This window comes from Dietzia cercidiphylli (assembly GCF_039531545.1).
Taxonomy (GTDB): domain Bacteria; phylum Actinomycetota; class Actinomycetes; order Mycobacteriales; family Mycobacteriaceae; genus Dietzia; species Dietzia natronolimnaea.
In genome coordinates, this window is the sequence record NZ_BAAAQG010000021.1 from 128,019 (window position 1) to 153,121 (window position 25,103).

The 25,103-nt window shown below is 71.0% G+C and carries 24 protein-coding genes; 12 read left to right on the forward strand and 12 right to left on the reverse strand.

Annotated features, from left to right (window positions below):
* Positions 1–9: 9 nt before the first annotated feature.
* The 5 genes from ABD250_RS16135 to ABD250_RS16155 form a co-directional block, all read right to left on the reverse strand.
* Positions 10–546, reverse strand: coding sequence for a DUF488 domain-containing protein (locus ABD250_RS16135; RefSeq protein ID WP_179525618.1), 537 nt, complete (start codon positions 544–546; stop codon positions 10–12).
* Entirely contained in the window at positions 546–1,526 is a 981-nt protein-coding gene (locus ABD250_RS16140) for a DUF808 domain-containing protein (protein WP_179525617.1), read from the reverse strand. Before ABD250_RS16140 ends, ABD250_RS16135 begins: the two co-directional genes overlap by 1 nt.
* A 120-nt stretch (positions 1,527–1,646) precedes the next feature.
* On the reverse strand, positions 1,647–2,516 hold the full coding sequence (locus tag ABD250_RS16145; protein WP_344393287.1) for an oxygenase MpaB family protein: 870 nt from the start codon (positions 2,514–2,516) through the stop codon (positions 1,647–1,649).
* Positions 2,517–2,602: 86 nt separating this feature from the next.
* Positions 2,603–3,853: a multidrug effflux MFS transporter gene (locus ABD250_RS16150; protein WP_182644780.1), complete on the reverse strand. Its 1,251-nt coding sequence runs from the start codon at positions 3,851–3,853 to the stop codon at positions 2,603–2,605.
* A 114-nt stretch (positions 3,854–3,967) separates the two neighbouring features.
* Positions 3,968–4,477, reverse strand: a complete 510-nt coding sequence (locus ABD250_RS16155; RefSeq protein ID WP_179525615.1) for an LGFP repeat-containing protein — start codon at positions 4,475–4,477, stop codon at positions 3,968–3,970.
* 138 nt (positions 4,478–4,615) lie between these two features.
* Between ABD250_RS16155 and ABD250_RS16160 the strand changes: the two genes are divergently transcribed.
* Positions 4,616–5,098 (forward strand): VOC family protein, encoded by a 483-nt coding sequence (locus ABD250_RS16160; protein ID WP_182652392.1) that lies wholly within the window; start codon positions 4,616–4,618, stop codon positions 5,096–5,098.
* An 80-nt stretch (positions 5,099–5,178) separates the two neighbouring features.
* Here the strand turns inward: ABD250_RS16160 and ABD250_RS16165 are convergent, their stop codons facing one another.
* Positions 5,179–6,876, reverse strand: a complete 1,698-nt coding sequence (locus ABD250_RS16165) for a fumarate hydratase (RefSeq protein ID WP_182657876.1) — start codon at positions 6,874–6,876, stop codon at positions 5,179–5,181.
* 64 nt (positions 6,877–6,940) lie between these two features.
* Entirely contained in the window at positions 6,941–7,507 is a 567-nt protein-coding gene (locus ABD250_RS16170; RefSeq protein WP_182652390.1) for a protein-L-isoaspartate O-methyltransferase family protein, read from the reverse strand.
* A 195-nt stretch (positions 7,508–7,702) separates the two neighbouring features.
* Between ABD250_RS16170 and ABD250_RS16175 the strand changes: the two genes are divergently transcribed.
* The 7 genes from ABD250_RS16175 (at position 7,703) to ABD250_RS16205 (ending at position 14,847) form a co-directional block, all read left to right on the forward strand.
* Entirely contained in the window at positions 7,703–8,614 is a 912-nt protein-coding gene (locus ABD250_RS16175; protein ID WP_182609238.1) for a siderophore ABC transporter substrate-binding protein, read from the forward strand.
* A gap of 19 nt (positions 8,615–8,633) precedes the next feature.
* Positions 8,634–9,656, forward strand: a complete 1,023-nt coding sequence (locus ABD250_RS16180; RefSeq protein WP_338404121.1) for an ABC transporter permease — start codon at positions 8,634–8,636, stop codon at positions 9,654–9,656.
* A complete protein-coding gene (locus ABD250_RS16185) occupies positions 9,649–10,698 on the forward strand; it encodes an iron chelate uptake ABC transporter family permease subunit (protein WP_182652389.1) in 1,050 nt (349 codons plus the stop codon). The genes ABD250_RS16180 and ABD250_RS16185 overlap by 8 nt, the downstream gene beginning before the upstream one ends.
* 15 nt (positions 10,699–10,713) lie before the next feature.
* Entirely contained in the window at positions 10,714–11,595 is an 882-nt protein-coding gene (locus ABD250_RS16190; protein ID WP_179525609.1) for an iron ABC transporter ATP-binding protein, read from the forward strand.
* Between the two features lie 41 nt (positions 11,596–11,636).
* Positions 11,637–12,623, forward strand: coding sequence for an LLM class F420-dependent oxidoreductase (locus ABD250_RS16195; protein ID WP_179525608.1), 987 nt, complete (start codon positions 11,637–11,639; stop codon positions 12,621–12,623).
* Between the two features lie 54 nt (positions 12,624–12,677).
* Complete coding sequence (locus tag ABD250_RS16200; protein WP_182657879.1) at positions 12,678–13,970, forward strand: acetyl-CoA hydrolase/transferase family protein; 1,293 nt, start codon at positions 12,678–12,680, stop codon at positions 13,968–13,970.
* A gap of 139 nt (positions 13,971–14,109) precedes the next feature.
* Positions 14,110–14,847, forward strand: coding sequence for a hypothetical protein (locus ABD250_RS16205; protein ID WP_344393297.1), 738 nt, complete (start codon positions 14,110–14,112; stop codon positions 14,845–14,847).
* Between the two features lie 73 nt (positions 14,848–14,920).
* Here ABD250_RS16205 and aqpZ read toward each other — a convergent pair whose 3' ends face one another.
* The 3 genes from aqpZ to ABD250_RS16220 form a co-directional block, all read right to left on the reverse strand.
* Positions 14,921–15,646, reverse strand: coding sequence for an aquaporin Z (aqpZ, locus tag ABD250_RS16210; protein WP_182609516.1), 726 nt, complete (start codon positions 15,644–15,646; stop codon positions 14,921–14,923).
* Between the two features lie 250 nt (positions 15,647–15,896).
* Complete coding sequence (locus ABD250_RS16215) at positions 15,897–16,625, reverse strand: SIR2 family NAD-dependent protein deacylase (protein ID WP_182659394.1); 729 nt, start codon at positions 16,623–16,625, stop codon at positions 15,897–15,899.
* A gap of 38 nt (positions 16,626–16,663) precedes the next feature.
* On the reverse strand, positions 16,664–17,284 hold the full coding sequence (locus tag ABD250_RS16220; protein ID WP_241730811.1) for an Rv1157c family protein: 621 nt from the start codon (positions 17,282–17,284) through the stop codon (positions 16,664–16,666).
* Between the two features lie 412 nt (positions 17,285–17,696).
* Here ABD250_RS16220 and typA point away from each other — a divergent pair, with 412 nt between their 5' ends.
* From typA to ABD250_RS16240, 4 genes are all read left to right on the forward strand, one after another.
* Positions 17,697–19,619 carry a translational GTPase TypA gene (gene typA, locus ABD250_RS16225; protein WP_179525605.1) on the forward strand — a complete coding sequence of 641 codons (1,923 nt, stop codon included), beginning with the start codon at positions 17,697–17,699 and terminating at the stop codon, positions 19,617–19,619.
* Positions 19,620–19,714: 95 nt separating this feature from the next.
* On the forward strand, positions 19,715–21,472 hold the full coding sequence (locus tag ABD250_RS16230; RefSeq protein ID WP_344393300.1) for an ABC transporter family substrate-binding protein: 1,758 nt from the start codon (positions 19,715–19,717) through the stop codon (positions 21,470–21,472).
* Positions 21,469–22,365, forward strand: a complete 897-nt coding sequence (gene mshB, locus ABD250_RS16235; RefSeq protein WP_344393302.1) for an N-acetyl-1-D-myo-inositol-2-amino-2-deoxy-alpha-D-glucopyranoside deacetylase — start codon at positions 21,469–21,471, stop codon at positions 22,363–22,365. Before ABD250_RS16230 ends, mshB begins: the two co-directional genes overlap by 4 nt.
* The gene (locus ABD250_RS16240; RefSeq protein WP_182658295.1) at positions 22,362–22,763 is read left to right on the forward strand and encodes a hypothetical protein; all 402 of its coding nucleotides are present in this window, start codon (positions 22,362–22,364) and stop codon (positions 22,761–22,763) included. The genes mshB and ABD250_RS16240 overlap by 4 nt, the downstream gene beginning before the upstream one ends.
* On the opposite strand, the gene ABD250_RS16245 is transcribed toward ABD250_RS16240, so the two are convergent.
* Both ABD250_RS16245 and ABD250_RS16250 read right to left on the reverse strand, forming a co-directional pair.
* On the reverse strand, positions 22,734–24,425 hold the full coding sequence (locus ABD250_RS16245; RefSeq protein WP_182658296.1) for a PH domain-containing protein: 1,692 nt from the start codon (positions 24,423–24,425) through the stop codon (positions 22,734–22,736). The two genes, ABD250_RS16240 and ABD250_RS16245, sit on opposite strands and share 30 nt — an antisense overlap.
* Positions 24,422–25,066: a PH domain-containing protein gene (locus tag ABD250_RS16250; protein WP_182658297.1), complete on the reverse strand. Its 645-nt coding sequence runs from the start codon at positions 25,064–25,066 to the stop codon at positions 24,422–24,424. Before ABD250_RS16250 ends, ABD250_RS16245 begins: the two co-directional genes overlap by 4 nt.
* Positions 25,067–25,103 lie beyond the last annotated feature (37 nt).

The window sequence follows — 25,103 nt, forward strand, 5'->3', positions numbered from 1 at the left end:
GCCACGAGCCTAGGCGACGCCGGCGTCCCACACCGGCTGTCCGTGGGCGTCGAGCCGAAGTCCTTCGCTCGGGCTGTGCCCGGTGATCGACCCGCTGTGCATGAGGTGCCCCACGGGGAGGTCGTGGACGGTCGTCGTCACGTCGGCCACGATCCTGCGGTGGCAGCGCCACCACACGGACTCCGAACACATGACCGCGGTCCGACGGGCGCGGGCGTCCCCGACGACCCGGTCCAGGGCCGCGCGGAACCCGGGGGAGCGGGTCCACGCGCTGTAGGCGCGGAACGCCTCGACGCGCCACCAGGTGTCGGGTGAGTCGCGCCGTTGCTCCGCCGTGAGCGTGCGACGGCCCCCGAGTTGCTCCTCCCAGCGGTAGTCGATGCCGAGGTCGCGGGCGAGCTCCGGCACCGCCCCCTGTGCGGCGGCCGAGTTGGCGCGGCTCCCGGGGAATCGACGGATGTCCACCAGGAGTTCGACCCCGGCGCCGGTGAGCAACCCCCCGAGCTCGTCGCCCGCGAGCCGACCGTGCCCCACGGTGAGGAGCATCAGTCCCTCGCGTGACCGGTCCCGGCGGCCTCCGCTGTGGTGGGGGCGGGCCCCGACTCGTCCCGTCGACGGGGGACGACGTGGGCCACGGCCACCACCACCGCGCCGACGACCAGGCCGAACAGCAGCGAGCACACCGTGTTGACCAGCCACCCGAGCACGCTCCCGACGCCTGCCACCGCCGCGGCCGGCTCCTCCAGCAGGTGCACCAGGTGGTACGGGGCGGTCGCCCCGAGCTCGTCCAGTCCCACCAGGAGGATGTGTCCGCCGACCCACAGCATCGCGAGCATCCCGACGAACGAGATCACCTCGAGGACCGTCGGCATCGCCCGGACCAGACCGCTGCCGAACCTCTTCACCCCCGGGGAGTCCCTCCCGGCCAGGTGGAGTCCGATGTCGTCCATCTTGACGATCACCGCCACCACGCCGTAGACGAGCGCGGTGATGAACAGCCCCACCACCACCAGGATCGCCGCGCGGGTCCAGAACGGCTCCTCGGCGACCTCGTTGAGCGCGATCATCATGATCTCGGCGCTGAGGATGAAGTCGGTGGTCACCGCCCCGCGGATCATCCGCTTCTCCGCGTCGGGGCCCTTCTCGACGACTGGCGTGGCCTCCTCGTGGTGGCCGGTGACGCGTTCCCACACCTTCTCCGCGCCCTCGTAGCAGAGGTACGCACCACCGAGCATCAGCAGTGGGGTGAGGATCCACGGGACGAACTGGCTGAGCAGGAGCGCGAAGACGATGATGATGGCCTTGTTGCCCAGGGAACCCGTGGCGATCCGACGGATGATGGGCAGTTCGCGCGACGGCTCCACGTCGCGGACGTACTGCGGGGTCACGGCGGTGTCGTCGACCACCACTCCGGCGGCCTTGACGCTCGCGCGTCCGGAGGCGGCCGCGATGTCGTCGGTACTGGCCGCGGCCATCCGGGCGAGGACGGCGATGTCGTCGAGCAGGGCGGCGAGACCACCGGCCATGGGTACCTCACTGTGGTGGGCGGGAGGGGTCCCCGCCGACGGGACGGCCGACCCGTGCCGGGTCGGATCGTCACAGGGTAGCCCCCTTCGGCCCGCCGCGCCCTCGCAGCCGGTCCGGTCTCAGCCCTCCACCGCGTCCAGGACCCACCTGAGTGTCGACACCCCGGTCCGCCCGAGGTGCAGGGCCACGGCCCGGGAGCCGAGGGGGCCGTCGGCGAGGCCGAGGGTCCTGCGGGCCCAGGGCGGCAGCGCCGCGACCGCGCCCTCGCGGAGCATCGCGTAGGCGGGCTTGTCGGTCCACCCCACGGGCGGCTCGTTCAGCAGGAAGTGCCGGGCGTCGAGCGCGGCCGGGGAGGCCTCGAGCTCGGGCCGGTACTCCTCGAGGGCCGCGTCGAGCTCGGCGACGGTCATCGGGACGTCCTGGGCTCCCAGCATGATCCCGGTGCGCGACGCCTGTCGCACGTACTCGTCCCGTCGCTCCGCCGACATCGCGGTGCGCCCGTACAGGCGGTGGCACTCGAGGAAGCCCCAGATCTCGGCGACGTGGACCCACCGCAACAGGTGCGGGTCGCGGGCGTCGTAGGGTCGGCCGCGATAGTCGGTCCCCACCACCGCCCGGTGCACCCCGTTGATCGTCCGGATGAGCTGCGTGGCGTCCGGGACCGTCCCGAAGGTGGTCGTGGCGATGAACTGCGAGGTGCGTTGGAGTCTGCCCCAGGGGTCGCCGCGGTAGTCGCTGTGGTCGGTCACCCCGGCCATGGCCAGCGGGTGCAGCGACTGGAGTAACAGAGCGGTCAGCCCGGCGGCGAACATCGAGGCGTCGCCGTGCACCGCGCAGATCGCATCCCCGGGGGAGTTCCACCGTTCGCCCTCGGAGTGCCAGATCCGTTGCCGTCGTTCGGCGGCGTCGTCACCGGCGATCCGCGAGCGCACCACCAGTCCGGCCCGCCGACGGGCACCGGTCAGGGCTCGGGACGCGGTCGTCGTCATCACCGGCATGTCGGACACCACCTCGGGGGTCGCTCGTGACCGTCACCCTACCCCCGGCCCACGACCGTCGTGTCGCCTCGCAGCGCTCACCCGGCGCGCGCCGACCGGCGGAGCACCGCCGTGAGAGCCACCACGACCACGAGTGCGCAGGCGCCCATCACGGCGAGCATGGGCAGGGCGGAGTGCGGGCCGGAGAACCCTGTCAGCGGCGCCACGAGCGCCGCCAGGCTGAACTGCGCAGCGCCGAGCAGCGCGGACCCGGACCCCGAGTGCCCCCGGGTCGCCTGCATGGACAGGGCTGCCGCGTTGGGCAGGATCGCCCCGATCGACAGGGTCAGCAGGATGAAGCCCACGGTGACCGGTGCCAACCCCAGGGTGCCGGCGGGGGACAGGGCGACGACGACGACGAGCACCGCGATCGCCGTGAGCATGCCGACCACCCCGGTGGCGAGGATCCTCTCCGGTGCGAACCTGCCGACCAGGCGTGCCCCGGCCAGGTTCGAGGCGAGGATGCCGAGGGCGTTGACGGTGAACGCCACCGAGTACGCGGTGGGGGAGAGTCCGACCATGTCCTGGTAGATGAACGGGCTCGCGGAGATGTACGCGAAGAGCACACCGAACGTGAACACGAACACCGACACCCGGGCCACGAACGGCCCGGAGGTGGCCACGAAACGCATGTCGCCCAGGGTGGACATGACGCCGCCGGTACGGCGGTCGCCGGGGTGCAACGTCTCGGGGACCGCTGCGACCACGCCGATCGCCGTGACCACCGACAGTCCGGCCAACAGCCAGAACACGCCCCGCCAGCCGCCGAACGGGACCACGGCACCGCCGACGAGCGGGGCGATCACCGGCGCCACCGACTGGAGGGCCATGAGGGTCGCGAACGCCTTGGCGACACCGGCACCGCGGCCGACGTCCACCACCACGGCCTTGCTCAGGACGATCCCCGCCGCGCCGAAGAACCCCTGGGCGACCCGTCCCAGCACCAGTACCCAGATCGACGGGGCCAGCGCACACACCACGGCCGCGACCGCGGTGCCCACCGAACCCAGGATCAACAGGGTGCGCCTGCCCACACGGTCCGAGAGCGGGCCGATCACGAGCTGCCCCGCGGCCAGCGAGACCATGAACGCGGTCAGGGTGAGCTGGGCGACCGAGGCGGAGACCCCGAACTCCCCGACGATGAGGGGAAGCGCGGGCAGGTAGGTGTCGGTCGCGAACGGCCCGATCGCACCGGCCAGGGCAAGGGGCAATAGCACGGCGGCGGGTACGGTCCCCGGCAGCGTGGACGGGGGATCCGGCGCCTGGGCGCGGGGGAGGGTGGACTTCACGGGAGGACGATAGCCCCGCCGGAGAGGGCCGCGCGACGCCCCGATAACCCGCTTTCACCCCCGTTCCGATGCCCGACGCGCGGGCGAACCGTGCGGGTGACGGGCGACTGCTGGTCAGTCGGTGCGGACCTCGGCGACCCCGTCGAGATATGTGATGACCCCGCCCTCGAAGGTGGAGATCCATCCCCCGTCGGTGGTGGCCTCGTCCGCGGTGGGGAAACCCAGCTCGCCCGCGGGCCCGCCCGCGTCCAGGTAGGCGGCGAGGATCTCGCCCTGCACCACGAAGGCGCGCCCTGCGGGGGTGAGGACGATCGCCCCGCGTTCGAACTCGGTGATCGAGCCGCCCTCTACATCGGTGGCGGGTCCGGCCGCCCGGCCCAGTTCGCCCGCCTCGCCGCCGAGGTCGTTCCAGCGGTCCGCCACGGGTGCCGGGACGTCGACCGTCGAATCGGCGGGCCCGGGGACGGGGGCCGAGGTCGTCGTGGACATCACCTCTGAGGTGGTCGGTGACACCCCGGTCGCCTCGTCCCGGCCCGATTCGCCGTCCGTCCCGCAGGCGGAGAGCCCGGCGGTGGCGGCCGCGGCGACCGTGACTGCGGCGAGGGTACGCGTGATCCTGTTCATGCACGTAGATCCTAGTCGCGGCCAGACCGGCGCCGAACGTCGTTGCCGGATCGCGACACTCCAGGGTGTTCCGCGGGGGCCGCGGTCGGGGGACACTGGATCCGGGCCACGCCCGTCGGGGCGGGAGGAGGGGGCGACATGTCGAGGTTCGTCACGTGTCTGTGGATGGACGGGCAGGCGGAGGAGGCCGCGGAGTTCTACTGCTCGGTCTTCCCGAACTCGCGCGTCATCTCGGTCGACGAGTCCCCGGTCGACACGCCGGGGCCGAAGGCCGGCGAGGTCCTGACAGTGGAGTTCGAGCTCGACGGTCGGGCCTTCCTCGCCCTCAACGGGGGTCCGGGGGTCGAGTACACCGATGCGATCTCGCTGGAGATCCGGTGCGCCGACCAGGACGAGATCGACCACTACTGGGACGGCCTGCTGGCCGGCGGGGGCCGGGAGGTGCAGTGCGGCTGGCTCATCGACCGTTACGGAGTGCGCTGGCAGGTCGCACCGGAGTCGTTGTACGAGCTGTGGCGCTCGGGGGACCAGGCGGCCACCGCACGGGCCTTCACGGTGATGATGGACATGGTCAGACTCGACGTGGCCACACTGGAGGCCGCTGCCCGGGGAGTCTCGTGACGCCACCCCCCGGGCGGTCACCCATGCAGGTCACATAGCCCGCGCGTGTGTGGCCCCCGCAGGTCACAGGCCCGCACAGGTCACAGACCCGGGCGCTTGCCCACCGTCAGCGTGACCTCGCCGGTGTGGGCGAAGAAGTCCTCGCCCTTGTCGTCGACCACGATGAACGCGGGGAAGTCCTCCACGTCGATCTTCCACACCGCCTCCATGCCGAGTTCCTCGTACTCGATCACCTCGACGTGCTTGATGCAGTCCTGGGCCAGCCGCGCGGCGGGGCCTCCGATCGAGCCGAGGTAGAAGCCGCCGTGGGTGGCGCAGGCATCGGTGACCTGCTTCGAGCGGTTGCCCTTGGCCAGCATGACCATCGAGCCGCCCGCGGCCTGGAACTGCTCGACGTACGAGTCCATGCGGCCGGCGGTGGTGGGGCCGAACGATCCCGACGGCATCCCCTCGGGGGTCTTGGCGGGTCCGGCGTAGTAGACCGGGTGATCCTTGAGGTACTGCGGCATCTCCTCGCCGGCGTCGAGCCGCTCCTTGATCTTGGAGTGGGCGATGTCGCGGGCCACCACCAGGGGACCGGTGAGGGACAGACGGGTCTTGACCGGGTGCTTGCTCAGCTCGGCGAGGATCTCCGCCATGGGCTTGTTGAGGTCGATCCTCACCGCCGCTCCCTTGCCGGTCCCGGACACGCCGTGCGTCGCGGCGTCCAGTTCGGCGTCGGTGGTGGCGGGCAGGAAACGGCCGGGATCGAACTCGAGCTGCTCGAGGAACACGCCCTCCGGGGTGATCTTGGCCTTGGCCTGACGATCGGCGCTGCAGGAGACGGCGATCGCGACGGGGAGTGACGCCCCGTGGCGGGGGAGGCGCACCACGCGGACGTCGTGGCAGAAGTACTTACCGCCGAACTGCGCGCCGATCCCGATCTGCTGGGTCAGCTCGAAGACCTTCTCCTCCAGCTCCACGTCGCGGAATCCGCGGCCCGACATGGCCCCCTCGCGGGGGAGCTCGTCCAGGTAGTGCGCCGAGGCGAGCTTGGCCGTCTTGACCGCGAACTCGGCGGAGGTGCCGCCCACCACGATCGCCAGGTGGTAGGGCGGGCAGGCCGCGGTGCCGATCGAGCGGATCTTCTCCTCGATGAACTGCATCATCCGCTCGGGATTGAGGATCGCCTTGGTCTCCTGGTAGAGGAAGGACTTGTTGGCCGAGCCGCCGCCCTTGGCCATGAACAGGAACTTGTAGCTGTTCTCGTGGCCGGGAGTGGTGTCGGCGCCGATCTCGATCTGGGCCGGGAGGTTGTTGCCGGTGTTCTTCTCGTCCCACATGGTGAGGGGGGCGTTCTGCGAGTAGCGCAGGTTGAGGCGGGTGAACGCGTCGTAGACACCGCGGGCGACCGCCTGCTCGTCGGGCCCCGGGGTGAGCACGTGCTGGCCACGCTCTCCCTTGACGATGGCGGTGCCGGTGTCCTGGCACATCGGAAGCACCCCGCCGGCGGCGATGTTGGCGTTCTTGAGCAGGTCCAGTGCGACGAACTTGTCGTTGTCGCTGGCCTCGGGGTCGTCGAGGATCTTGGCGACCTGGGCCAGGTGGTCGGGGCGCAGGTAGTGCGAGATGTCGTGCATCGCCGTCTCGGTGAGCAGGCGGATCGCCTCCGGATCCACGCGCAGGAAGGTCGTGCCGTCCGGGCCCTCGACGGTGGAGACGCCCTCGGTGGTCAGGAGGCGGTACTCGGTGGTGTCCGCACCGACCGGGAGGAGGTCCTCATAGACGAACTCGGGCATCGACGCTCCTGGATCTGTAAGGCGGGTAAAACTTCCGTCCAGGATAATCGTCCGATTGTGCAGGTCAGAATCGGGTGTGGCGCAGGGGGACGAAGCGGTATCCACCGTGGTCGGTGACCTCGAGTTCCCCGCTCGTGCGCCGCACCCTGTGCATGACGTCCCGCCAGGGCGCGACCATCACACCGCCCTCTGCGAGTTGGTCCACGAGCTCCTGAGGGAGGGCCTCGCCCATCGCGGAGACGAGGATCCGGTCGAAGGGGCCGTACTCCGGCAGGCCCAGCTCCCCGGGCCGGGCCTGGTGTACCCGCACCCAGGGCTGGGTGAGGGCCGCGCGTGACCTCTCGACCAGCTCCGGAACCAGCTCGACCGCGTACACGGCGGACCCCGGTCCGCCCAGTTCGCCGAGGATCGCCGATGTCCAGCCGCTGCCGGAGCCGACGTCGAGGACCCGCATCCCGGGGAACGGTTCGAGGAGGGTCATCATGTCCGCCACGGTGGAGGGTTGCGAGTTCGTCTGCCCGTGGCCGATCGGCAGCGGAGCGTCGCGGCGGTGGTCGCCCGCGACCTCAGGGGGGAGGAACCGTCGCCGGTCCTGGGCGCGCATCGCCCTCCGGACCTCCGCGGTGGGCATGCCGGGCCTCCTTCGCGACGGGATTCCGATGGCGTGATCGTACTCGCGCCGGGGTCCCGTGGCCACGGGAGCGGGCCGGTCGGCGCGAGGTCCCCACCACCCGCTTCTGAGGGAAGGCACACCTTGGTTTTGCCCCTGCGCACACGGCGTGGTTAAGGTGAGCCTAACCTACTGACTTAAGCCCCTGGAGACACTGTGAACCGATTCCCCACGATCGTCGCCGCGGCAGCCGCCCTCGCCCTGACCGGCGGCGCGCTCACTGCCTGCGGAAGCTCCGACGCGCAGTCCACCGGCACCGACGGTGAGGGGCCCGCGCGGGTCGTCCTCACCAGCCACGCCGCTGCCGACACGCTCGACGAGCTGGATCTCGAGGACCGGGTGGTGGGCCTGACCAAGACCGGGGTGTTCCCGGACGCGCTCGACACCTATGCGAGCGATGAGTACACGGACGTCGGCAGCCTCAAGGAGCCGAAGATGGACGTCATCGCCGAGCTCGGCCCCGATCTGATCCTGTTCGGTGCGCGCACGGAGGCGATGGAGCCCGAGTTCGCCAAGATCTCGGACCAGGTGATCGCCGGTGATCCCGACACCTCCGACACGGTCGCGTCCAACCGCGCCAAGGTGGAGGAGATCGCCGCCCTGTTCGGTGCCGAGGACAAGGCGGCGGAGCAGCTCGCCGAGATCGACGAGAGGGTCGCCGAGACGCGTGCCAAGGCCGAGGACGCCGGAACGGCACTGGTGCTCATGACCTCGGGCGGCAAGGTCACGGCCTACGGCCCCGGGACCCGGTTCGACATCATCTTCAACGAACTCGGAATGGAGTCGGCCGGTGACGTCGCCGCCGAGGGCAGGCACGGCGCACCGCTCAGCTGGGAGCAGATCGCCGAGCTCAACCCCGATCACGTCTTCGTGATCGATCGGGACGCCGCGATCGGTGCCGAGGGTGAGGCGGCCACAGCGCTGCTGGACAACCCCCTGTTCAACCGGACCTCCGCCGCGACCAACGGCAACGTCCACATGCTCGACGGGCAGAACTGGTACCTCATCGGCGGCGGGCTCGGCGTCCTGGACGCCATGATCGGCGAGATCGACTCGGCAGTCTCCTGACCGCGGGGAGCACCCGGTCGTGACCACCACCCTGTCGGAGAACCGGCCACGGCACCAGGCGCCCTGGCCGGTTCTCGGCGTGGCCGCACTACTGGTGGCACTGGTCGCGAGCGTGTTCGTCGGCGCGGCCGACATCACGGTCCGGGACGTCCTCACCGGTGGCCTCACCGAGGCGCATCGCGTCTACCTCCTCGAGGCCCGCCTGCCCCGGACCGCGGCGGCAGCGCTCGCCGGGGCGTCCCTGGCGGTCGCCGGACTGCTCATGCAGCTGCTCACCCGCAACCGCTTCGTGGAGCCCTCCACCGCCGGGACGGTCGAGTCCGCCGGATTGGGCCTGGTCGTGGTGGCGATCCTCGCCCCGGGCGCCCCGATCGTGGTGAAGATGCTCGTGGCGATGGTGTTCGCCCTCGCCGGCACCGCGCTGTTCCTCGCGTGCATCCGTCGCGTCGCCGTCTCCGACTCCTTCATCGTGCCGCTCATCGGCATCATGCTGGGCTCCGTCGTGGGTGCGGTCGCGGCGTTCCTGGCACTGTCCCGGGATCTCCTCCAGATGCTCAACGCCTGGATGCTCGCCGACTTCTCCGCGGTCCTCGCCGGGCGGTACGAACTGCTCTGGCTGGTGGCCGTCCTCGGGGTGATCGCCTACATCACGGCGGACAGGTTCACCGTGGCCGGGCTGGGGGAGGACGTCGCCACGGGCCTCGGTGTGGATCACCGCACGGTCGTCGCCCTGGGAATGTCCATCGTGGCGGCCGTCGCCGCCGTCGTCGTCGTCACCGTGGGCGCCCTCCCGCTGCTCGGACTCGTGGTCCCCAACGTCGTCTCCAGACTCGTCGGCGACGACGCGCGCCGCGGCCTGCCGCTCGTGGCGCTCCTCGGCGCGGTCACCGTCCTCGTCTGCGACATGGTCGGACGGTCGCTCCCGGGCATCCTCGCCGGTGGCTCGACCGGTGCGGGTGAGATCCCCGTGGGGACGCTGGTGGGGATCATCGGCGGGGCCGTATTCCTGGCGATGATGCTGCGGGCGGTGCGCAATGGTTGAGACCCCTACCGCGGAGCGCCTGCCGCAGCAGCTCCGGCGTGGGCGGACACGGACCGAGTCCGACCGACGACGCCGGTGGCTGGTCACCCTGGTCTGCGCCGCCGTCGCGGTCGGGGCGCTGGCCGCACTCGTCCTGACCGGCCTCCCGGAGACCGTGGGCTCCAGGGCCTGGCACTACTCGCTGGACCGGTTGTCCCGCCATGCCGTGGCGATCGTCCTGGTGGCCGTGGCGGTGGGCGTGTCGACGGTGTTGTTCCAGACCGTCACCGGGAACCGGATCCTCACCCCGGCACTCATGGGCTTCGACTCGCTGTACCTGCTCGTCCAGACGATGCTCGTGTTCTTCGTGGTCCCGCGTCCCGAGGCCCTCGCCGGCGGCCTCATCAGCGGCGGCCTCTCCGGATTCCTGGGGCAGACGGCGATCATGGTCGTGGCCTCGACCGCGCTCTACCTCTGGCTGCTCGGTGGGCGGAGGACCGACATCCACCTGCTGTTGCTGGTCGGCGTGGTGTTCGGGGTGTTCTTCCGCTCGATCTCCTCGTTCTTCCAACGCCTGCTCGACCCGGCCGCCTACCTGCGGGTCCAGGACGCCATGTTCGCCAGCTTCCGGGGTGTGCAGCCGGACATCCTGGTCGCGTGCGGACTCATCGTCGCCGCCTGCCTGGGTGTGGTCGTGCTGCTCGGCCGCAGGCTGGATGTGATGCTCCTCGGCCGTGACCCGGCGGTCGCCCTGGGCGTGAACCACCGCCGGGTGACGATCGTCGTGCTGGTGGTGGTCTCGTTCCTCGTCTCCGCGTCGACGGCGCTGATCGGCCCGGTGATGTTCTTCGGGCTCATCGTCGCCAACGCCGCCTACGCGCTCCTCGGGACCACCCTCCACCGCTTCACGCTGCCCGTCGCCTCGCTGCTCGGCGTGGTCGCGCTGGCCGGTGGGGAGTTGGTGCTCGGCGCCCTGGGCGTCGAGTCCGCGTTGAGCATCGTCATCGAGTTCGTCGGTGGCCTGCTGTTCCTGTTCCTGCTCCTGACCAACCGCGCACGCTGACGAAAGAAGCAGATCATGTCCCTCCTCCCGTTCCGTCGCCGCGGTGACCGGACCAGCGCGACCCCGTGGCCGGCCGAGCGCCCGACCGGGGGCGGTATCGAGGCGAACTCGGTGTGCGCGTCATACGGCGACACACAGGTCCTCCGCGACGTCACCGCGTGCTTCGCCCAGGGCGGCGTCACCTCGTTGATCGGACCCAACGGCGCCGGCAAGTCCACGTTGCTGGGGGTCATGAGCCGACTCCAGGGAGCCGACTCCGGACACGTCCTGGTCGACGGGGTCGATGTGTCCGTGAACGGTGGCCGCGAGCTCGCGCGACGCCTCGCGGTGCTGCGTCAGGAGAACGCCGTCTCCATCCGCCTGACGGTCCGCGAACTCGTGGCCTTCGGCAGGTTCCCGCACAACGGTGGCCGACCCACCCCCGGGGACGACGAGCACGTCGGGTACGCCCTGGCGGCGATGGAGCTGGAGGGCCTGGCCGACCGGTACCTCGACGAGCTCTCCGGCGGCCAGCGCCAACGCGCCCACATCGCCATGGTTCTCGCGCAGGACACGGACTACGTCCTGCTCGACGAACCGCTCAACAACCTCGACCTGCGTCACGCCACCTCGATCATGCGGTTGCTGCGCCGGACCGCCGCGGAGCGGGACAAGACCGTCGTCCTGGTGATCCACGACATCAACATCGCCGCCGCCTACTCGGACCGGATCATCGCCATGAAGGACGGCTCGATCGTCGCCGACGGCACGCCGGCGCAGATCATGCGGACCGACGTCCTGCGGTTGGTGTACGACATGGAGATGCAGGTCGCCGAGGTCGCGGGGCGATACGTGGCGCTGTACTTCGACGGCGAGGACGAGCCGGAGGGCATCGGCGCGGTCCTGTCCACCGCCTGACCGGCTCTCCCGGCGTGGCCCACGGCGCTAGTGTCGGGGGCATGCGTTTCGGACTCTTCCTGCCCCAGGGCTGGCGGCTCGACCTGGTCGACGTGCCCCCCGCCCGCCACTGGCCGGTCATCACCGACCTCGCCACCCGTGCCGACGCGGGCCCGTGGGAGTCGGTGTGGGTGTACGACCACATGCACACCGCACCGCTCACCACCGGAGAGGCCACCCACGAGGCCTGGACCCTGATGTCCGCTCTCGGCGCGGTGACCTCCCGGGTGCGGCTGGGTCAGATGTGTACCTGTCTCGGGTACCGCAACCCCGCGCTCCTGGCGAAGATGGCGTCGACCGTGGACCACATCTCCGGCGGACGCGTCGAGATGGGGATCGGGGCCGGCTGGTACGAGCACGAGTGGCGGGCCTACGGCTACGGGTTCCCCTCCGCCGGTGAGCGGATCGCCATGCTCGACGAGGGCGTGCGGATCATGACCGAGGCCTGGGCCGACGGCATCGTCTCGCTCGAGGGAGACCACTTCCGGGTCGACGGTGCGATCGTGCGACCCCGGCCACTGCAGGAGGGTGGCATCCCGATGTGGATCGCCGGCGGCGGCGAACGCAAGACCCTCCGGATCGCCGCCCGCCACGCCGACTACACGAACTTCGACGGCAGCCCCGAGGGGTTCGCCCACAAGTCGGAGGTCCTGTTCGCACACTGCGCGGACGTGGGCCGGGACCCGTCCGAGATCACGCGCACCGCCAACTACAACGTGGCCGTGGGGGAAACGGAGAAGGACGTCGCCGACAGGCTGGCGTTCCTCCGTGACCGGATGGCCCGCCACGTGGGCGCGGACGAGGCGGACCGGCAGCTCGGCGCGTACCGCGGGCTGCCCGCGGTGGGCACGCCCGGGCAGATCGTGGACAAGCTCCGCGAACTCGAGGGTCTGGGGATGACCTACGGGGTGTTCTACTTCCCAGAGATCGCCACCGACACCTCGGGGCTCGAGTTGTTCGAACGCGAGGTCATCCCGGCCCTGGCATGACCCGCCCGCCGGGCGGACGTCCCCACCATCCCCGACCACCGGAGTGCGACCGTGATCAAGGACATCCACTATGAAGAGCTGCCCGCCGAGGCGGTACTCGATCACGTCACCCCGGGGATGCACATCATCTCGCCGATCCAGAACGCGGCGCCCCCGGCGTTGCTGCGCGCTCTCGACGCGGGGGCCGAGGGGTTCTCCGGCGTCACCATCCACCACATGGACCCCTGGGAATCGCTGCCCTTCATGGAGGGTGCGTACCCGGGCAGGCTCCGGCACGTGGACTACTTCCTCGGTCCCGGTTCGCGGAAGAACTTCCACGAGGGCACGTGCGATCTCGTTCCGGTCGACTTCGCGCAGGTGCCGGCGACCCTGCGTGAGTTCAGCCCGCCCGGCCTCGCCGTGACCACGGTCTCCGAGATCGACGAGCACGGGTTCTTCTCGATGGGCACCAACGCCGACTACGTGGCGTCCTTCATCGGACAGGTGCCGTTCTTCGTCGAGGTCAACGCCAACATGCCCCGGACCTTCGGGCGCAACCACATCCACATCTCCCAGGTCGTGGGCGTGACGCGGAACGACGCCCCGATGATCTCGATCGAGCCGCCCGTGCCCGGCGAGATCGAGCACGCGATCGCCAACCTTATCGCCGAGCGGGTGCCGGACGGGGCCTGTCTGCAACTGGGGGTCGGCAAGCTCCCCAACGCGGTGCTGTCGCGGCTCACCGGGCACGAGAACCTGGGGATCCACACCGAGGCGCTGTCGGACGGCGTGATGGACCTCGTGGACGCCGGCGTCATCGACGGATCACGGAAGACCGGCCGGCCGTTCAAGCACGTCACCACCTTCGCGGTGGGGTCGCAGAAGCTCATGGACTGGCTGCACAACAACCCGTCGGTCGCCATGCTCCCGGTGGACATCGTCAACGACCCGCGCGTGATCGGTCAGGAGCACAATCTCCATTCGGTCAACGCCACGAGCGAGGTCGACCTCTACGGGCAGGCGGCATCGGAGACGATCGGTGGACGGTACTGGTCCGGAGCCGGTGGTCAGGCGGACTTCGGCAGGGGCTGCAGGTTCTCACCCGGTGGCCACGGGTTCATCGTCACCCCGTCCCAGACCTCCGGCGGTATCAGCCGGATCACGCTCTCGTTGACGCCCGGGAGCCCGGTGACCACCCACAAGAACATCATCGAGAACGTCGTGACCGAGTACGGGATCGCCACGCTCAGGGGTCGGTCGGTGTCCGACCGCGCCGCCGCACTGATCGCGATCGCCCACCCGGACCACCGCGAGCGGCTGAGTCGGGAGGCCCGCGACGCCGGGCTGTTGCCGCGGACCGTGCACTAGGGCCGGATCCCCGACGGCCCACCGGCGCCACGTGCGCGGTGTCCACGTTCGCGGTGTCCACGTGGGTCGACCGGTGGCAGGGGGCCCGGAGGGGGGTTACGTTTCCGGTGGAATGTGACCCCTGACATCGGAGGAAATCATGGACCCCATCATCTGGATCGTCATCGGGGTGGTCGCAGTGGTCGTGGTCATCGCGTTGATCGCGTTGGCCGCGAGGAACAGCAACAGGAAGAAGCTCGGCGAAGCGGCCGAACTGCGTAAGGACGCCCGGGAGCGGGAGCAGCAGCTGGAGCGTCAGCACTCCGTGGCCCGTGAGCAGGAGCACCGCGCGGGTGCGGCGGAGCAGGAGGCCAAGGCCAAGGCCGCGGAGGCGGATCGCCTGCGGTCGGAGGCCGAGCAGCACCGTTCGGTCGTCGACGAGCAGCGTCAGGACGTGCGCCGCATGGAGCAGCACGCGGACAAGCTCGATCCCAAACACCGCGCAGACGCTCCCGGCCGCACCGATGCCCCGGGCCACGCCGATGCGCCCGGCCGGACCGGTGACCGCAACCCGGTGACGGACGAGTCCGGTCGGACCGACGTGCGCGGCGGCGCCTCCACGGCCGGCGGTGCCACCACCGCCGGTGCGACCGGTGCCGGCGCCGGAGGCCTGACCGGCGGCGCCACCGGCGACATCGCGGACGCCGGTGGCCGGCACTCCAGGTCTGACGGGTCCCAGGGTCTCGGCACCCATGACACCGGCACCCATGACACCGGCATCCACGACCGGACGGGGCGTCACCCGGACGACGTCGATCCGGCCGCCCACCCGGACCGGGAGCCGGGCGTCGTGGACAAGGTGTTGGGACGGAACCGACGGGACGAGCAGGGGCGCTGACCCCCGGTACGTCGGACCGACTGCAGGGCCCGCGGGAGATGATCCCGCGGGCCCTGCAGTCATTCCCGGGTGGTCAGGCGGCGGCGCCGGTGGTGACCCGGGCGTTCTTCACCCGCTCGCCGAACAGGGGACCGTACAGGGCGCCGGCGATGAGCGCGCCGAGGATCGGGGCCACCCAGAAGAGCCACAGCTGACCGACGGCCCCGTCGCCGTTGAAGAAGGCCACGGCGGTCGAGCGGGCCGGGTTCACCGAGGTGTTGGTGATGGGTATCGAGATGAGGTGGATCAACGTCAGCGTCAGCCCGATCGCCAGGGGTGCGAAGCCGGCGGGGGCGCGGCGATCGGTGGCTCCGAGGATCACCCAGATGAAGATCGCGGTCAGCACGACCTCGATGATCAGGGCCGAGAGCAGGCCGTACCCGTCCGGGGAGTTGGCGCCGAAGCCGTTGGCGGCCATGTGGCCGGTCGCCTCGAATCCGTCCTTGCCCTTGGCCACGACGAGGATCAGTGCTCCCGCGACCAGACCGCCGACGACCTGGCTGACGATGTATACGGGGGCCTTGGCCCAGGGGAGGCGCCCGGCGATGGCGGCGCCGACGGTGACGGCCGGGTTGAAGTGGCCGCCGGAGATGTGGCCGAGCGCGTACACGCCGGTCAGGACGGTCAGGCCGAAGGCCAGGGAGACACCGAGGTAGCCGACGCCCACGGGGACGTCTCCGGTGTCTGCGGTGGCGACCTGGACGGCGGCGAACACCGCCGTGCCGCACCCTCCCAGTACCAGCCAGAAGGTGCCGATCACCTCGGCCGCGATCACCGCCGTCCCGGACGGGGTGCCGGGGGACGTGTCGGACGGGGTGCCGGGGGACGGTGCGGACGGGGTGCGCGGGGACGAGTCGGACATGGATTGACCTCCGGTGGTGTACTCCCCGGGATCGGGGGAGGCGGGAACGTGGTGGTGAGTGTTTCCGCTGAGCACACGCTAGCGCTGCCGGGGTCCCGCCGCGCCGGTTCCGCGACCTGTCAAGCGGTCCCGGCGAGGTGAGCCTCGGTCAGGGCGCCAGGAGAGTCGGGAGAACCGCCGCGGCGGTGTCACGGAGGTGGACCGTCACCCCGTCCGTGAGGCCGGAGGGATCGGGGTTGACCTCGACGACCGGGATCCCGAGGTCGACGGCGATGCCGGGGAGCGACGCGGCGGGATGGACGAGACCGGAGGTGCCGACGACCAGGACCGCGGTCGCGGCGGAGATCGCGGACACCGCGGCGTCCCAGGGCTGCCGGGGGAGCATCTCGCCGAACCAGACCACTCCCGGCCTGGCCCGTCCGCCGCACCGCGGGCAGTCGGGCGGCGCGAGCCGGTCCACGGGGTCCGCCGGCGGCGGCCCCACCTCCATCGGGGCCCCACACTCGTCACACCGGTGCGCGAAGAGGCTGCCGTGGAGATGGTGCACCCCGGCGGAACCCGCGCGCTCGTGCAGGTCGTCGACGTTCTGGGTCACCACCGTCACGCTGCGGTCCCGGGCGGCGCGGGCGATCGCGAGATGACCGGCATTCGGCTCGGCGCATCCGACGAGGCGCTCGCGCCAGCGATACCAGGCCCACACGGAGTCCCGGTCGCGGTCCCAGGCCTCCGGGGTCGCGAGGTCGGCGGGGTCGTGGCGTGCCCACAGTCCCGTCCGGGAGTCCCGGAAGGTGGGCACCCCGCTCTCCGCACTCATCCCGGCACCCGTCAGAACGACGAGAGGCCCGCCGTCGCCGAGGGCGAGACGGGCCTTGCTCATGTCGGGGTGGGGCCGGTCGGACCCCACGCCGTCGCTGATCACGGGACGAACGCGGAACCCACCAGCGGCAGTGAGACACAATTGGAGGTCCCGCCGCCGGCGAGGGTGGTGGTGACGCCGCCCTGCAGGAGCATCAGCACCTGCCCCGGGCCGGTGTCGGCGACACCGTTGAGGGTCGCCGGTCCGCCCGCGTTGATCCCGTTGTAGCTGAGCACGGTGGTGCCGCGGCGACCGTTGTTGATGTTGAACCAGTCCACGGTCATGGGCTGCACCTGCTGGGGTGCGACGCCCTCGGTGCCGAGGGCGGTGAAGATGAAGCCAAGGTGGCCGCCCGGGATGCCGGGCAGGGGCAGGCCGGCGGGCCCCGGCACGGCGGTGGCGGCCCCGACCGCGGTCTGTTCCCCGTCGATGCAGTTCTGCATGATGGTCGGGTAGGCGAACTGCGCGATCACCGGACCGTTCTCGGGCAGCGGGGTGCCCGGCTCGCCGGACCCGCGGAAGAAGCCCACCAGCCGGGCGATGGTGCCCCGGGTCTCCTCGGGGATCCACTGCTGCTCGGAGAGGTTCTCGATGGCCTGCAGCACCGGCTCGGTCGGGCGGCCCAGCTCGTCCAGCGACTGGGCGCTCGCGGAGGCGGGGACGGCGAGCGACACGGCCATGGCGGCGACTGCACCGAGACCTAGGTTCCTGAACGAGTTCCTGAGCGAGTGGCGGGTCACTGGCGAGTCCATTCTTCGGATGAGGCGGACGGACCGGTCGGCGGGCCGACCAATCGACGGCTCGATGTTCTCACAACGTTTACAGGTGTGGATACCGGAGGCCCGGTTGCTGTGGCGTCTGTGGCCAGTGTGGCAGAAGATACTTGTGATGTAAATAACAGTGGCCGCCGCGGGTGTGGCGTCGCCCGCTCGGGATGACTGTCCGGAGGCCGATGCGGGTAATGTGGTCACGCACGCGCGCTCGACCGGACGCGCTTGTGGATCACGCGGGAGTCCCGCAGATTCCCACCACGCGCCCGGCGGCCACAGAGTCGCCCGTGGCGCCGAAAGCCTCTGAGGGAGAACCCACCGTATGGCCCTGACCGAGTTCCGCAACGTCGCCATCGTCGCGCACGTCGACCATGGTAAGACGACACTCGTCGACGCGATGCTGCGCCAGTCCGGAGCGTTCGACGAACGCGCGGAGCTCGTGGACCGGGTCATGGACTCGGGTGACCTCGAGCGCGAGAAGGGCATCACGATCCTGGCCAAGAACACGTCGGTGCGGCGTCTCGGCGCAGGGTCGGGCGGCGCCGACCTCGTCTTCAACATCATCGACACCCCCGGCCACGCCGACTTCGGCGGCGAGGTGGAGCGCGGCCTCAACATGGTCGACGGCGTCGTCCTGCTCATCGACTCCTCGGAGGGCCCGCTGCCGCAGACGCGGTTCGTCCTGCGCAAGGCGCTGGCGGCATCCCTGCCGGTCATCATCGTCGTCAACAAGACCGACCGTCCGGACGCCCGCATCGACGAGGTCGTCGAGGACGCCCAGGACCTCCTCATCGGTCTCGCCTCCGATCTCGAGGACCCGGACGCCCAGGCCGCGGCCGAGCGCGCGCTCGAACTGCCCGTGGTGTTCGCCTCCGGGCGCGCCGGTAAGGCCTCGACCACGCAGCCGGCCAACGGCCAGGAACCGGCCGGGGAGAACCTCGACGAGCTCTTCACGCTCCTGTACGACGTGATCCCCGCGCCCCGCGGTGACGCCGACGCGCCGCTGCAGGCCCACGTGACCAACCTGGACGCGTCCAACTTCCTCGGTCGTATCGGTCTGGTCCGTATCCACAACGGCCGTCTCCGCAAGGGTCAGCAGGTGGCGTGGATCCACAACCTTCCCGACGGCGGTCAGGAGACCAAGTCCGTGCGGATCTCGGAACTCCTCGCGACCAAGGGCGTCGAGCGGATGCCCACCGACGAGGCCGTGGCCGGTGACATCGTCGCGGTGGCCGGGATCAGCGACATCATGATCGGCGACACCCTCGCGGATCCGGAGAACCCGGTGGCGCTGCCCGCGATCACCGTCGACGAGCCGGCGATCTCGATGACCATCGGCGTCAACACCTCCCCGCTCGCCGGCCGCAACGGCGGTACCAAGCTCACCGCGCGGATGGTCAAGGCGCGTCTCGACCAGGAGCTCGTGGGCAACGTCTCGCTCAAGGTCCTCGACACCGCGCGCCCCGACGACTGGGAGGTCCAGGGCCGCGGCGAGATGGCGCTGTCCATCCTCGTCGAGACCATGCGCCGGGAGGGCTTCGAGCTCACCGTGGGCAAGCCGCAGGTCGTGACCCGGGTCGTCGACGGCAAGGTCCACGAGCCGATGGAGCACATGACCATCGACGTGCCCGAGGAGTACCTCGGCGCGGTCACCCAGCTCATGGCGGCCCGCAAGGGGCGCATGGAGCAGATGGGCAACCACGGATCCGGATGGGTCCGGATGGAGTTCCGGGTGCCCGCCCGGGGGCTGATCGGCTTCCGCACGACCTTCATGACCGAGACGCGCGGCGCCGGGATCGCCAACTCCGAGTCGGCCGGCTACGAGCCCTGGGTCGGAGAGATCCGCTCGCGGCACACCGGTTCACTGGTCGCCGACCGTGCCGGCAAGGCCACCGCGTTCGCGCTGCTCAGCCTGGCCGACCGCGGCGACTTCTTCATCGAGCCCGGTTCCGAGGTGTACGAGGGCGTCGTCGTGGGCGAGAACCCGCGATCCGAGGACATGGACGTCAACATCACCAAGGAGAAGAAGCTCACCAACATGCGAGCGGCCTCCTCCGATACGACCGAGACCCTGCAGAGGGCCCGCAACCTCTCGCTGGAGGAGGCCATGGAGTTCTGTGCCGGCGACGAGTGCGTGGAGGTCGGACCGGAGGCGATCCGCGTGCGCAAGGTGCTGCTCACCGCCAATGAGCGGGCCAAGGCCCGCAGCAAGTCCAAGTCGCGCGAGCAGCAGTCGGTCAACTGACGAGGACCCTGGTGGCGACGAGGGGGGCATCAGTTCGTCGGCGCGGCACGGGCGTTCTGGCAGCCGTGCTCTCCCTCGTCGTCGTCACAGGGTGTGTGGCCGATCCTCCTCCGCCCACCGTGGTGGGGGAGGAGCGTACCGACGGGGAGTCCGTCAGCCTGTCCAGCGGCGGGGTCCTGCTGGCCCTCGACCGCGTCGACCCGGGCTTCAACCCGCATCTCCTGGCCGATCAGGGAGTCGACACGGACCTGGTCGCCTCCCTGTTGCTCCCGAGCGCGTTCGTCCCCGGGCCGGGCGGTGAGCCGGTGCTCAACCGCGACCTCCTCGTGTCCGCCGAGCCCCTGCCGGGGAGCCCGCGGACCATCCGCTACACGATCGACCCGCTGGCGCAGTGGACCGACGGGGTGCCGGTCGCGGCCGAGGACTTCGAGTACCTGTGGCGGCAGATGACGACCCAGCCCGGAGTGGTCGACCCCGCCGGGTACGAGCAGATCGTCGAGGTGCGGTCCGGCGCCGGGGGCAAGGTCGTCGACGTGGTGTTCGACTCCCCACCGACGCAGTGGAGGACGCTGTTCGCCGACCTGCTGCCCGGACACATCCTCAAGAACGCCCCGGACGGCTTCCAGGGCGCGATGTCCGGCCTCCCCGTGATGAGCGCGGGACCGTTCATGATCCGGTTCGCCGACATCGGTCGGGGGGAGATCGAGTTCGTACGCAACGACCGGTACTGGGCGCGCGCGCCGGAACTCGATCAGATCCTCGTGCGGCGGGCGACAGGGGCCGGACAACTCGGCGCGGCGTTGCGTGGAGGACCGGGATCACTCGCGATGGTCTCGGCGACACCGTTGGCCGCGGACGTCTCGGCCACCGTCCCCGGGGTCCGTGCCGTGACCGTCGACTCCTCGGCCCAACTCGAACTGGGCTTCAACACCGTCGCCCCGGCGGTCCGCGACCCGGCGGTGCGGCGCGGCCTCACGGCGGCGGTGGACCCCGAGGTGGTCGGTCGGATCGTCACCGGACAGTCCGACCCGGCCGTCACGACCTACCCGTTCCCGCCGGGGTCCGCCAGCACCACGACCGGCGACGGGGCCGCCGTGGAGCGCGCGCTCCGCGACGCGGGGTTCACCCGCACCGGGGCGCGATGGGAGCGCGACGACGACCCGCTGAGCGTGACGCTCGGGGTGGAGGCCGAGGACGACCGGGCGCTCACCGCGGCGTTCACCATCGCGGACCAGCTGCGCGGCGCGGGCATCGGCGCCCGGGTCTGGGAGCTCGACGCGGTCGCCCTGTACGGGGACGCGCTCCCGCACGGTCTGGTCGACGCGGTGGTGGGATGGCAACGGGTCGACGGACGCCCCGAGGTCGCGGCGGTGTCCAGGTTCGCCTGCGCCCCCGCCCCGTCCCCGAGCCCCACCACGGGCGGCCGCACCGCCCTGACCCGGCCGCTCACCACGGTCACCAGCCTCGTCCCGCCGGAGCCCGACACCGGGACCACCACGACGGCGCGCACCGATCCGATGGGGACCGCCGAGACGACCACCCCCACCACGAGTACGCCGCCCCGCACCATCGGGACCTCCGCCCCGGCACGCGCCAGCGGGGTCTCCGGGGTGTGCGACCCCGCGCTGGACCGCGCCCTCGGGCTGGGCGACGACACGGAGGGTCCCGACCTCACCGCGGCGGGCGACCTGGTCGCCGACCACGCCCTCCGGATCCCACTGGTCCGGCCGGGCCTGCTGCTCGCCGACGACGGCGTCGAGGTGACGGGCACGGGGCGCGGCGGCGTCGACGCCGCACCGCCGATGGTCTCCGACGTCTTCGACACCGCACCCAGCTGGAGGAGGACCGGATGACAGATCTCACCGCACCGCCGCCGGGCACCGGGACCCGGGCACTGTTCGTCCACGCCCACCCCGACGACGAGGCCATCACCACGGGTGGTTCCATCGCCGCCCTCGTCGCCGCCGGAGTCGATGTGCGCGTGGTGACGTGCACCCTCGGTGAGGAGGGCGAGGTGCTCGGTGAGGACTTCGCGGGCCTGGTGGCCGACCGCGCCGACCAGCTGGGCGGCTACCGGATCGGGGAACTGGCGGTCGCCCTGCGTGCGCTCGGCGTGGACCGGCCCCGCTTCCTGGGCGGCGCCGGCCGGTGGCGGGACTCCGGGATGGCCGGCGCGGCCTCCGCGCGTCATCCGCGGGCGTTCGTCGGGTCGGGACGCGAGGCGGTCGAGGAGATGGCGTCGCTCCTCGACGGCTGGCGGCCCCAACTCCTCGTCACCTACGACCCGCGCGGGGGGTACGGGCACCCGGATCACATCCGTGTCCACGAGGTCGTCCGCGCCGCTCTCGACGAGGCCGGCCACCGGCCCCGGCGGATGGCGTGGACGGTGACCGCCCGGTCGGACGTCTCGCGACGGCACCCCGCGCCACCCGGCCACCTGCGGCACGCGGGGGAGTCCGAGCTTCCCTCGGTGCCGGACTCCCGACTCACCCACCGTGTGCCGCTCGACGACGCGACCTATGCGGCCAAGTTGGAGGCACTGACCGGGCACGCGACCCAGCTGGAACTGGTGCCCGGCACGGATGCCGATCCGTGGTTCCTCGCACTGACCAACGGGGTGCTGCAGCCGGTCTCGGAGGTCGAGTGGTACATCGCCCACGACCTCGTCGACCCCGACGGCCCCTACGTCAAGTGCCCGCCCGGCACCGCACACCTTCTCGACGGACTCGTGGGGGAGTCCCGGTGACCGGCCGGACCGCCGTCGCGCGCACCACCTCGGCCGTGGAGCTCGGCGTGGCGCTGCTGATGCTCGCGGTGGGGGCCGCGACCAGCTGTGTCCTCACCGTCGCCTGGTTGACCGCGTATGTCGGCCCGGTCCCGGCCCCGTTCACCATCCTGGTGGCCGGCGCGTGGTCGCTGTTCCTGGTGCGGGTGACCTCCGCCTGGTCCGAACGCGCGATCGTGGCCGTGTTCCCGGCCCTGATCTGGATCCTCACCCTGGTGGCGCTCAACCTGGGTCCCGGCGGGGACATGCCGGTCCCGATCGGGTTGCGGGGCCTGGCGCTGCTGCTGGTGGGCGGTCTCATCCCGCTGTGGGTCGCGACCCTGGGTCGATCACTGCGCCCGGATACCCATCGAGGGTGAGGAACGCACGTCGGGGTCACCCTCGTGGTTCCAGACGTCCGTGATCCCCGGGGTCAGCGCCTCGGCCAGAGCCCACGCCTCGTCGGCGTCCATGTCCATCACCGAGTAGACGCCGTTGCCCGCCGGGGTGGCCGCGGAGACGGTGGCGACCCCGGCCGAGCGCTGGAACACCGACTGGGTCACCGTCCATCCGATGATCCCGTCCGCCTCGAGCACCGTCCGCTTGGCGGTCCACGACCCGTGCGAGGTCACCAGCATGTCGGGCAGCAGTGCGTGGCCGAGCATCCTGATCCGGTCGACCGACAACGCGAGGAAGAACACGAGGGCCGCCGGGATCGCCCACCGCACCCAGATCTCGGCCGAGGGACCGGAGTCGATCCGGACCAGGACGATGAGACCGGCCACGATCCAGAACGGCATGAGTCCGCGGGTGATCCGCCGCCGGGCGGCCTTCCACGGGTGACGTCGCAGAGGCACGGTGACGGGGGTCGGGTCGCCGAGGATGCGGATCGCCACCCGGCGGACGTCCTTGATGGGTGCCTGCGGCAGCAGGGTCGACGCGGCGGCACCCTTCTTGGTCCCCGTCATGATGGGCTCGAGCCGGCCGCCGCCCAGGAGCCGGAGGTACACGGGCAGACGGATCTCGACCCCGCGGAGCCTGGCCTTGTCCAACGCCTGGTGCTTGCGGCGCAGGATGCCGTTCTGGACGTAGAGCAACTGCCCACGGTCGGTGAGTGCGTACTTCCCGTAGCGGATCGCGTACGTGATGATCGCCAGGACGCCGGCCACCACCCAGATCGCGACGGCCTCGCCGACCAGGGTCCACGGTTGTCCGAGGGAATCGAGCCACGAGACGGCCGCCTCGACCACCGCGAGGTCCATGACGCGGTCGTGCATGTCGCCCATCTGCCAGGTGATGAGCCACAGTGACAGGAGCACGCCGAACCCGATGAAGGAGAACGGCGCGAACCTTGCCCACGTGACGCGCCACTGGGAGATGTCCTCACCGTACTTCGACCCCCACTGCTCCTCGTCCTCCTCGCTGAGCGTCGGGTCCAGGGCACGCCGGTGCTTGAGCAACTCGTCGCGCAGCGGCTCGACCTGGGCCGTGTCGATGGCGTTGAGCCGGAACCGCTCGGCGTCCGACTTCCCGGAGTCCGCGCGGCCGGTGCCGACCTCGACGATCGACACCCGCATGACCCGGTGGAACAGATCCGATTCGGTGTCCACGCTGCGGATCCGCTGGCGCGACACCGTGACCACGTTGCGGCTGAAGAAGCCCTTCCTCAGGATGATGTGGGTCCGGCCGACCTGATAGCTCGTGGACAGCCACCGCAGCAGACTGCCGAGGACGATCAGTGAGATGACGCCGATCTCGAACCAGTAGTTGTTGCGGTTCGAGCCCAGCCACAGGGAGATGAGGAACAGCGGGAGCAACCGGGTGAGCATCCCCAGGGGATCCACCAGCAGCATCCGCCAGGACAACCGCTCCCACGGGGCCTCCGGGTCGACCTGTCCGGCCTCGTCGGTCCGATCGACCGCGGTGTCCTCCTCCGTCGGGTCGGAACCCGGGGCCCGTGCGGTGTCGACGGAGGAGCCGGCCTCGTCGTCGTCGTCGTCCGGACCCGCCGTCACCCCGGTCGCGGCGCCCGGTCCGCTCACGTCCCGTCCTCCGAGTCCAGGTTGGCGATGGCGATGAGGTGCTGGGCCAGGGCCTCGGCATCAGCGAGGGTCAGCCCCCTGATCTCGACCGTGCCCTGCGCGGAGGCGGTGGAGGCGTGGACCGTGGCCAGGCCGAACCAGCGCTCGAACAGGTTGCGGGTGGTGTACACCGTCTGGAGGCGGGCCAATGGGGCGATCCGGAACTGGGTGGTCCACCAGCCCTTGCGCGAGCACACCGCGGTGTCCGAGACGTCCCAGCGGGCCACGATGTAGCGCCACCACGGCGCCACCACGATCGACATGAACGCGAACGGGACGGTCGCGGCCAGCGCGACCCAGTTCCAGAACCCCATCACGTTGTCGCCCCAGAAGTACCACCCGACCTGCAGGGCGGCGAGGATCGCCCACGACCAGATCCCCTCGATCACCCACAACACCGGCGTGCGGGGGGAGATCCGGTGCCGCGGAGCCGTGACCAGCACCCGGTTGGACGTCAGCAGACCCTCCCCGGAGTCGGGGACGTCCTCGGTGGCGGTCGCCGGAGCCGGCTCGCGCAGGGCGTGGGCGCCACCGGCGCCACGGGGGGGTGTGGACACCAGGGGATCGCCGTTGCTGCGCAGGGGACGGGCGGGATCGGGCATGCCGCCCAGACTAATGCGCGGTCCCGTTCCGCACGCC

Bases quoted from the DNA above. Each gene is read 5' to 3' on its own strand.
- ABD250_RS16135 (WP_179525618.1), bottom strand. From the start codon at position 546: ATGCTCCTCACCGTGGGGCACGGTCGGCTCGCGGGCGACGAGCTCGGG.
- ABD250_RS16140 (WP_179525617.1), bottom strand. From the start codon at position 1,526: ATGGCCGGTGGTCTCGCCGCCCTGCTCGACGACATCGCCGTCCTCGCC.
- ABD250_RS16145 (WP_344393287.1), bottom strand. From the start codon at position 2,516: ATGACGACGACCGCGTCCCGAGCCCTGACCGGTGCCCGTCGGCGGGCC.
- ABD250_RS16155 (WP_179525615.1), bottom strand. From the start codon at position 4,477: ATGAACAGGATCACGCGTACCCTCGCCGCAGTCACGGTCGCCGCGGCC.
- ABD250_RS16160 (WP_182652392.1), top strand. From the start codon at position 4,616: ATGTCGAGGTTCGTCACGTGTCTGTGGATGGACGGGCAGGCGGAGGAG.
- ABD250_RS16165 (WP_182657876.1), bottom strand. From the start codon at position 6,876: ATGCCCGAGTTCGTCTATGAGGACCTCCTCCCGGTCGGTGCGGACACC.
- ABD250_RS16170 (WP_182652390.1), bottom strand. From the start codon at position 7,507: ATGCCCACCGCGGAGGTCCGGAGGGCGATGCGCGCCCAGGACCGGCGA.
- ABD250_RS16185 (WP_182652389.1), top strand. From the start codon at position 9,649: ATGGTTGAGACCCCTACCGCGGAGCGCCTGCCGCAGCAGCTCCGGCGT.
- ABD250_RS16190 (WP_179525609.1), top strand. From the start codon at position 10,714: ATGTCCCTCCTCCCGTTCCGTCGCCGCGGTGACCGGACCAGCGCGACC.
- ABD250_RS16195 (WP_179525608.1), top strand. From the start codon at position 11,637: ATGCGTTTCGGACTCTTCCTGCCCCAGGGCTGGCGGCTCGACCTGGTC.
- ABD250_RS16205 (WP_344393297.1), top strand. From the start codon at position 14,110: ATGGACCCCATCATCTGGATCGTCATCGGGGTGGTCGCAGTGGTCGTG.
- ABD250_RS16215 (WP_182659394.1), bottom strand. From the start codon at position 16,625: ATGAGCAAGGCCCGTCTCGCCCTCGGCGACGGCGGGCCTCTCGTCGTT.
- ABD250_RS16220 (WP_241730811.1), bottom strand. From the start codon at position 17,284: ATGGCCGTGTCGCTCGCCGTCCCCGCCTCCGCGAGCGCCCAGTCGCTG.
- typA (WP_179525605.1), top strand. From the start codon at position 17,697: ATGGCCCTGACCGAGTTCCGCAACGTCGCCATCGTCGCGCACGTCGAC.
- mshB (WP_344393302.1), top strand. From the start codon at position 21,469: ATGACAGATCTCACCGCACCGCCGCCGGGCACCGGGACCCGGGCACTG.
- ABD250_RS16250 (WP_182658297.1), bottom strand. From the start codon at position 25,066: ATGCCCGATCCCGCCCGTCCCCTGCGCAGCAACGGCGATCCCCTGGTG.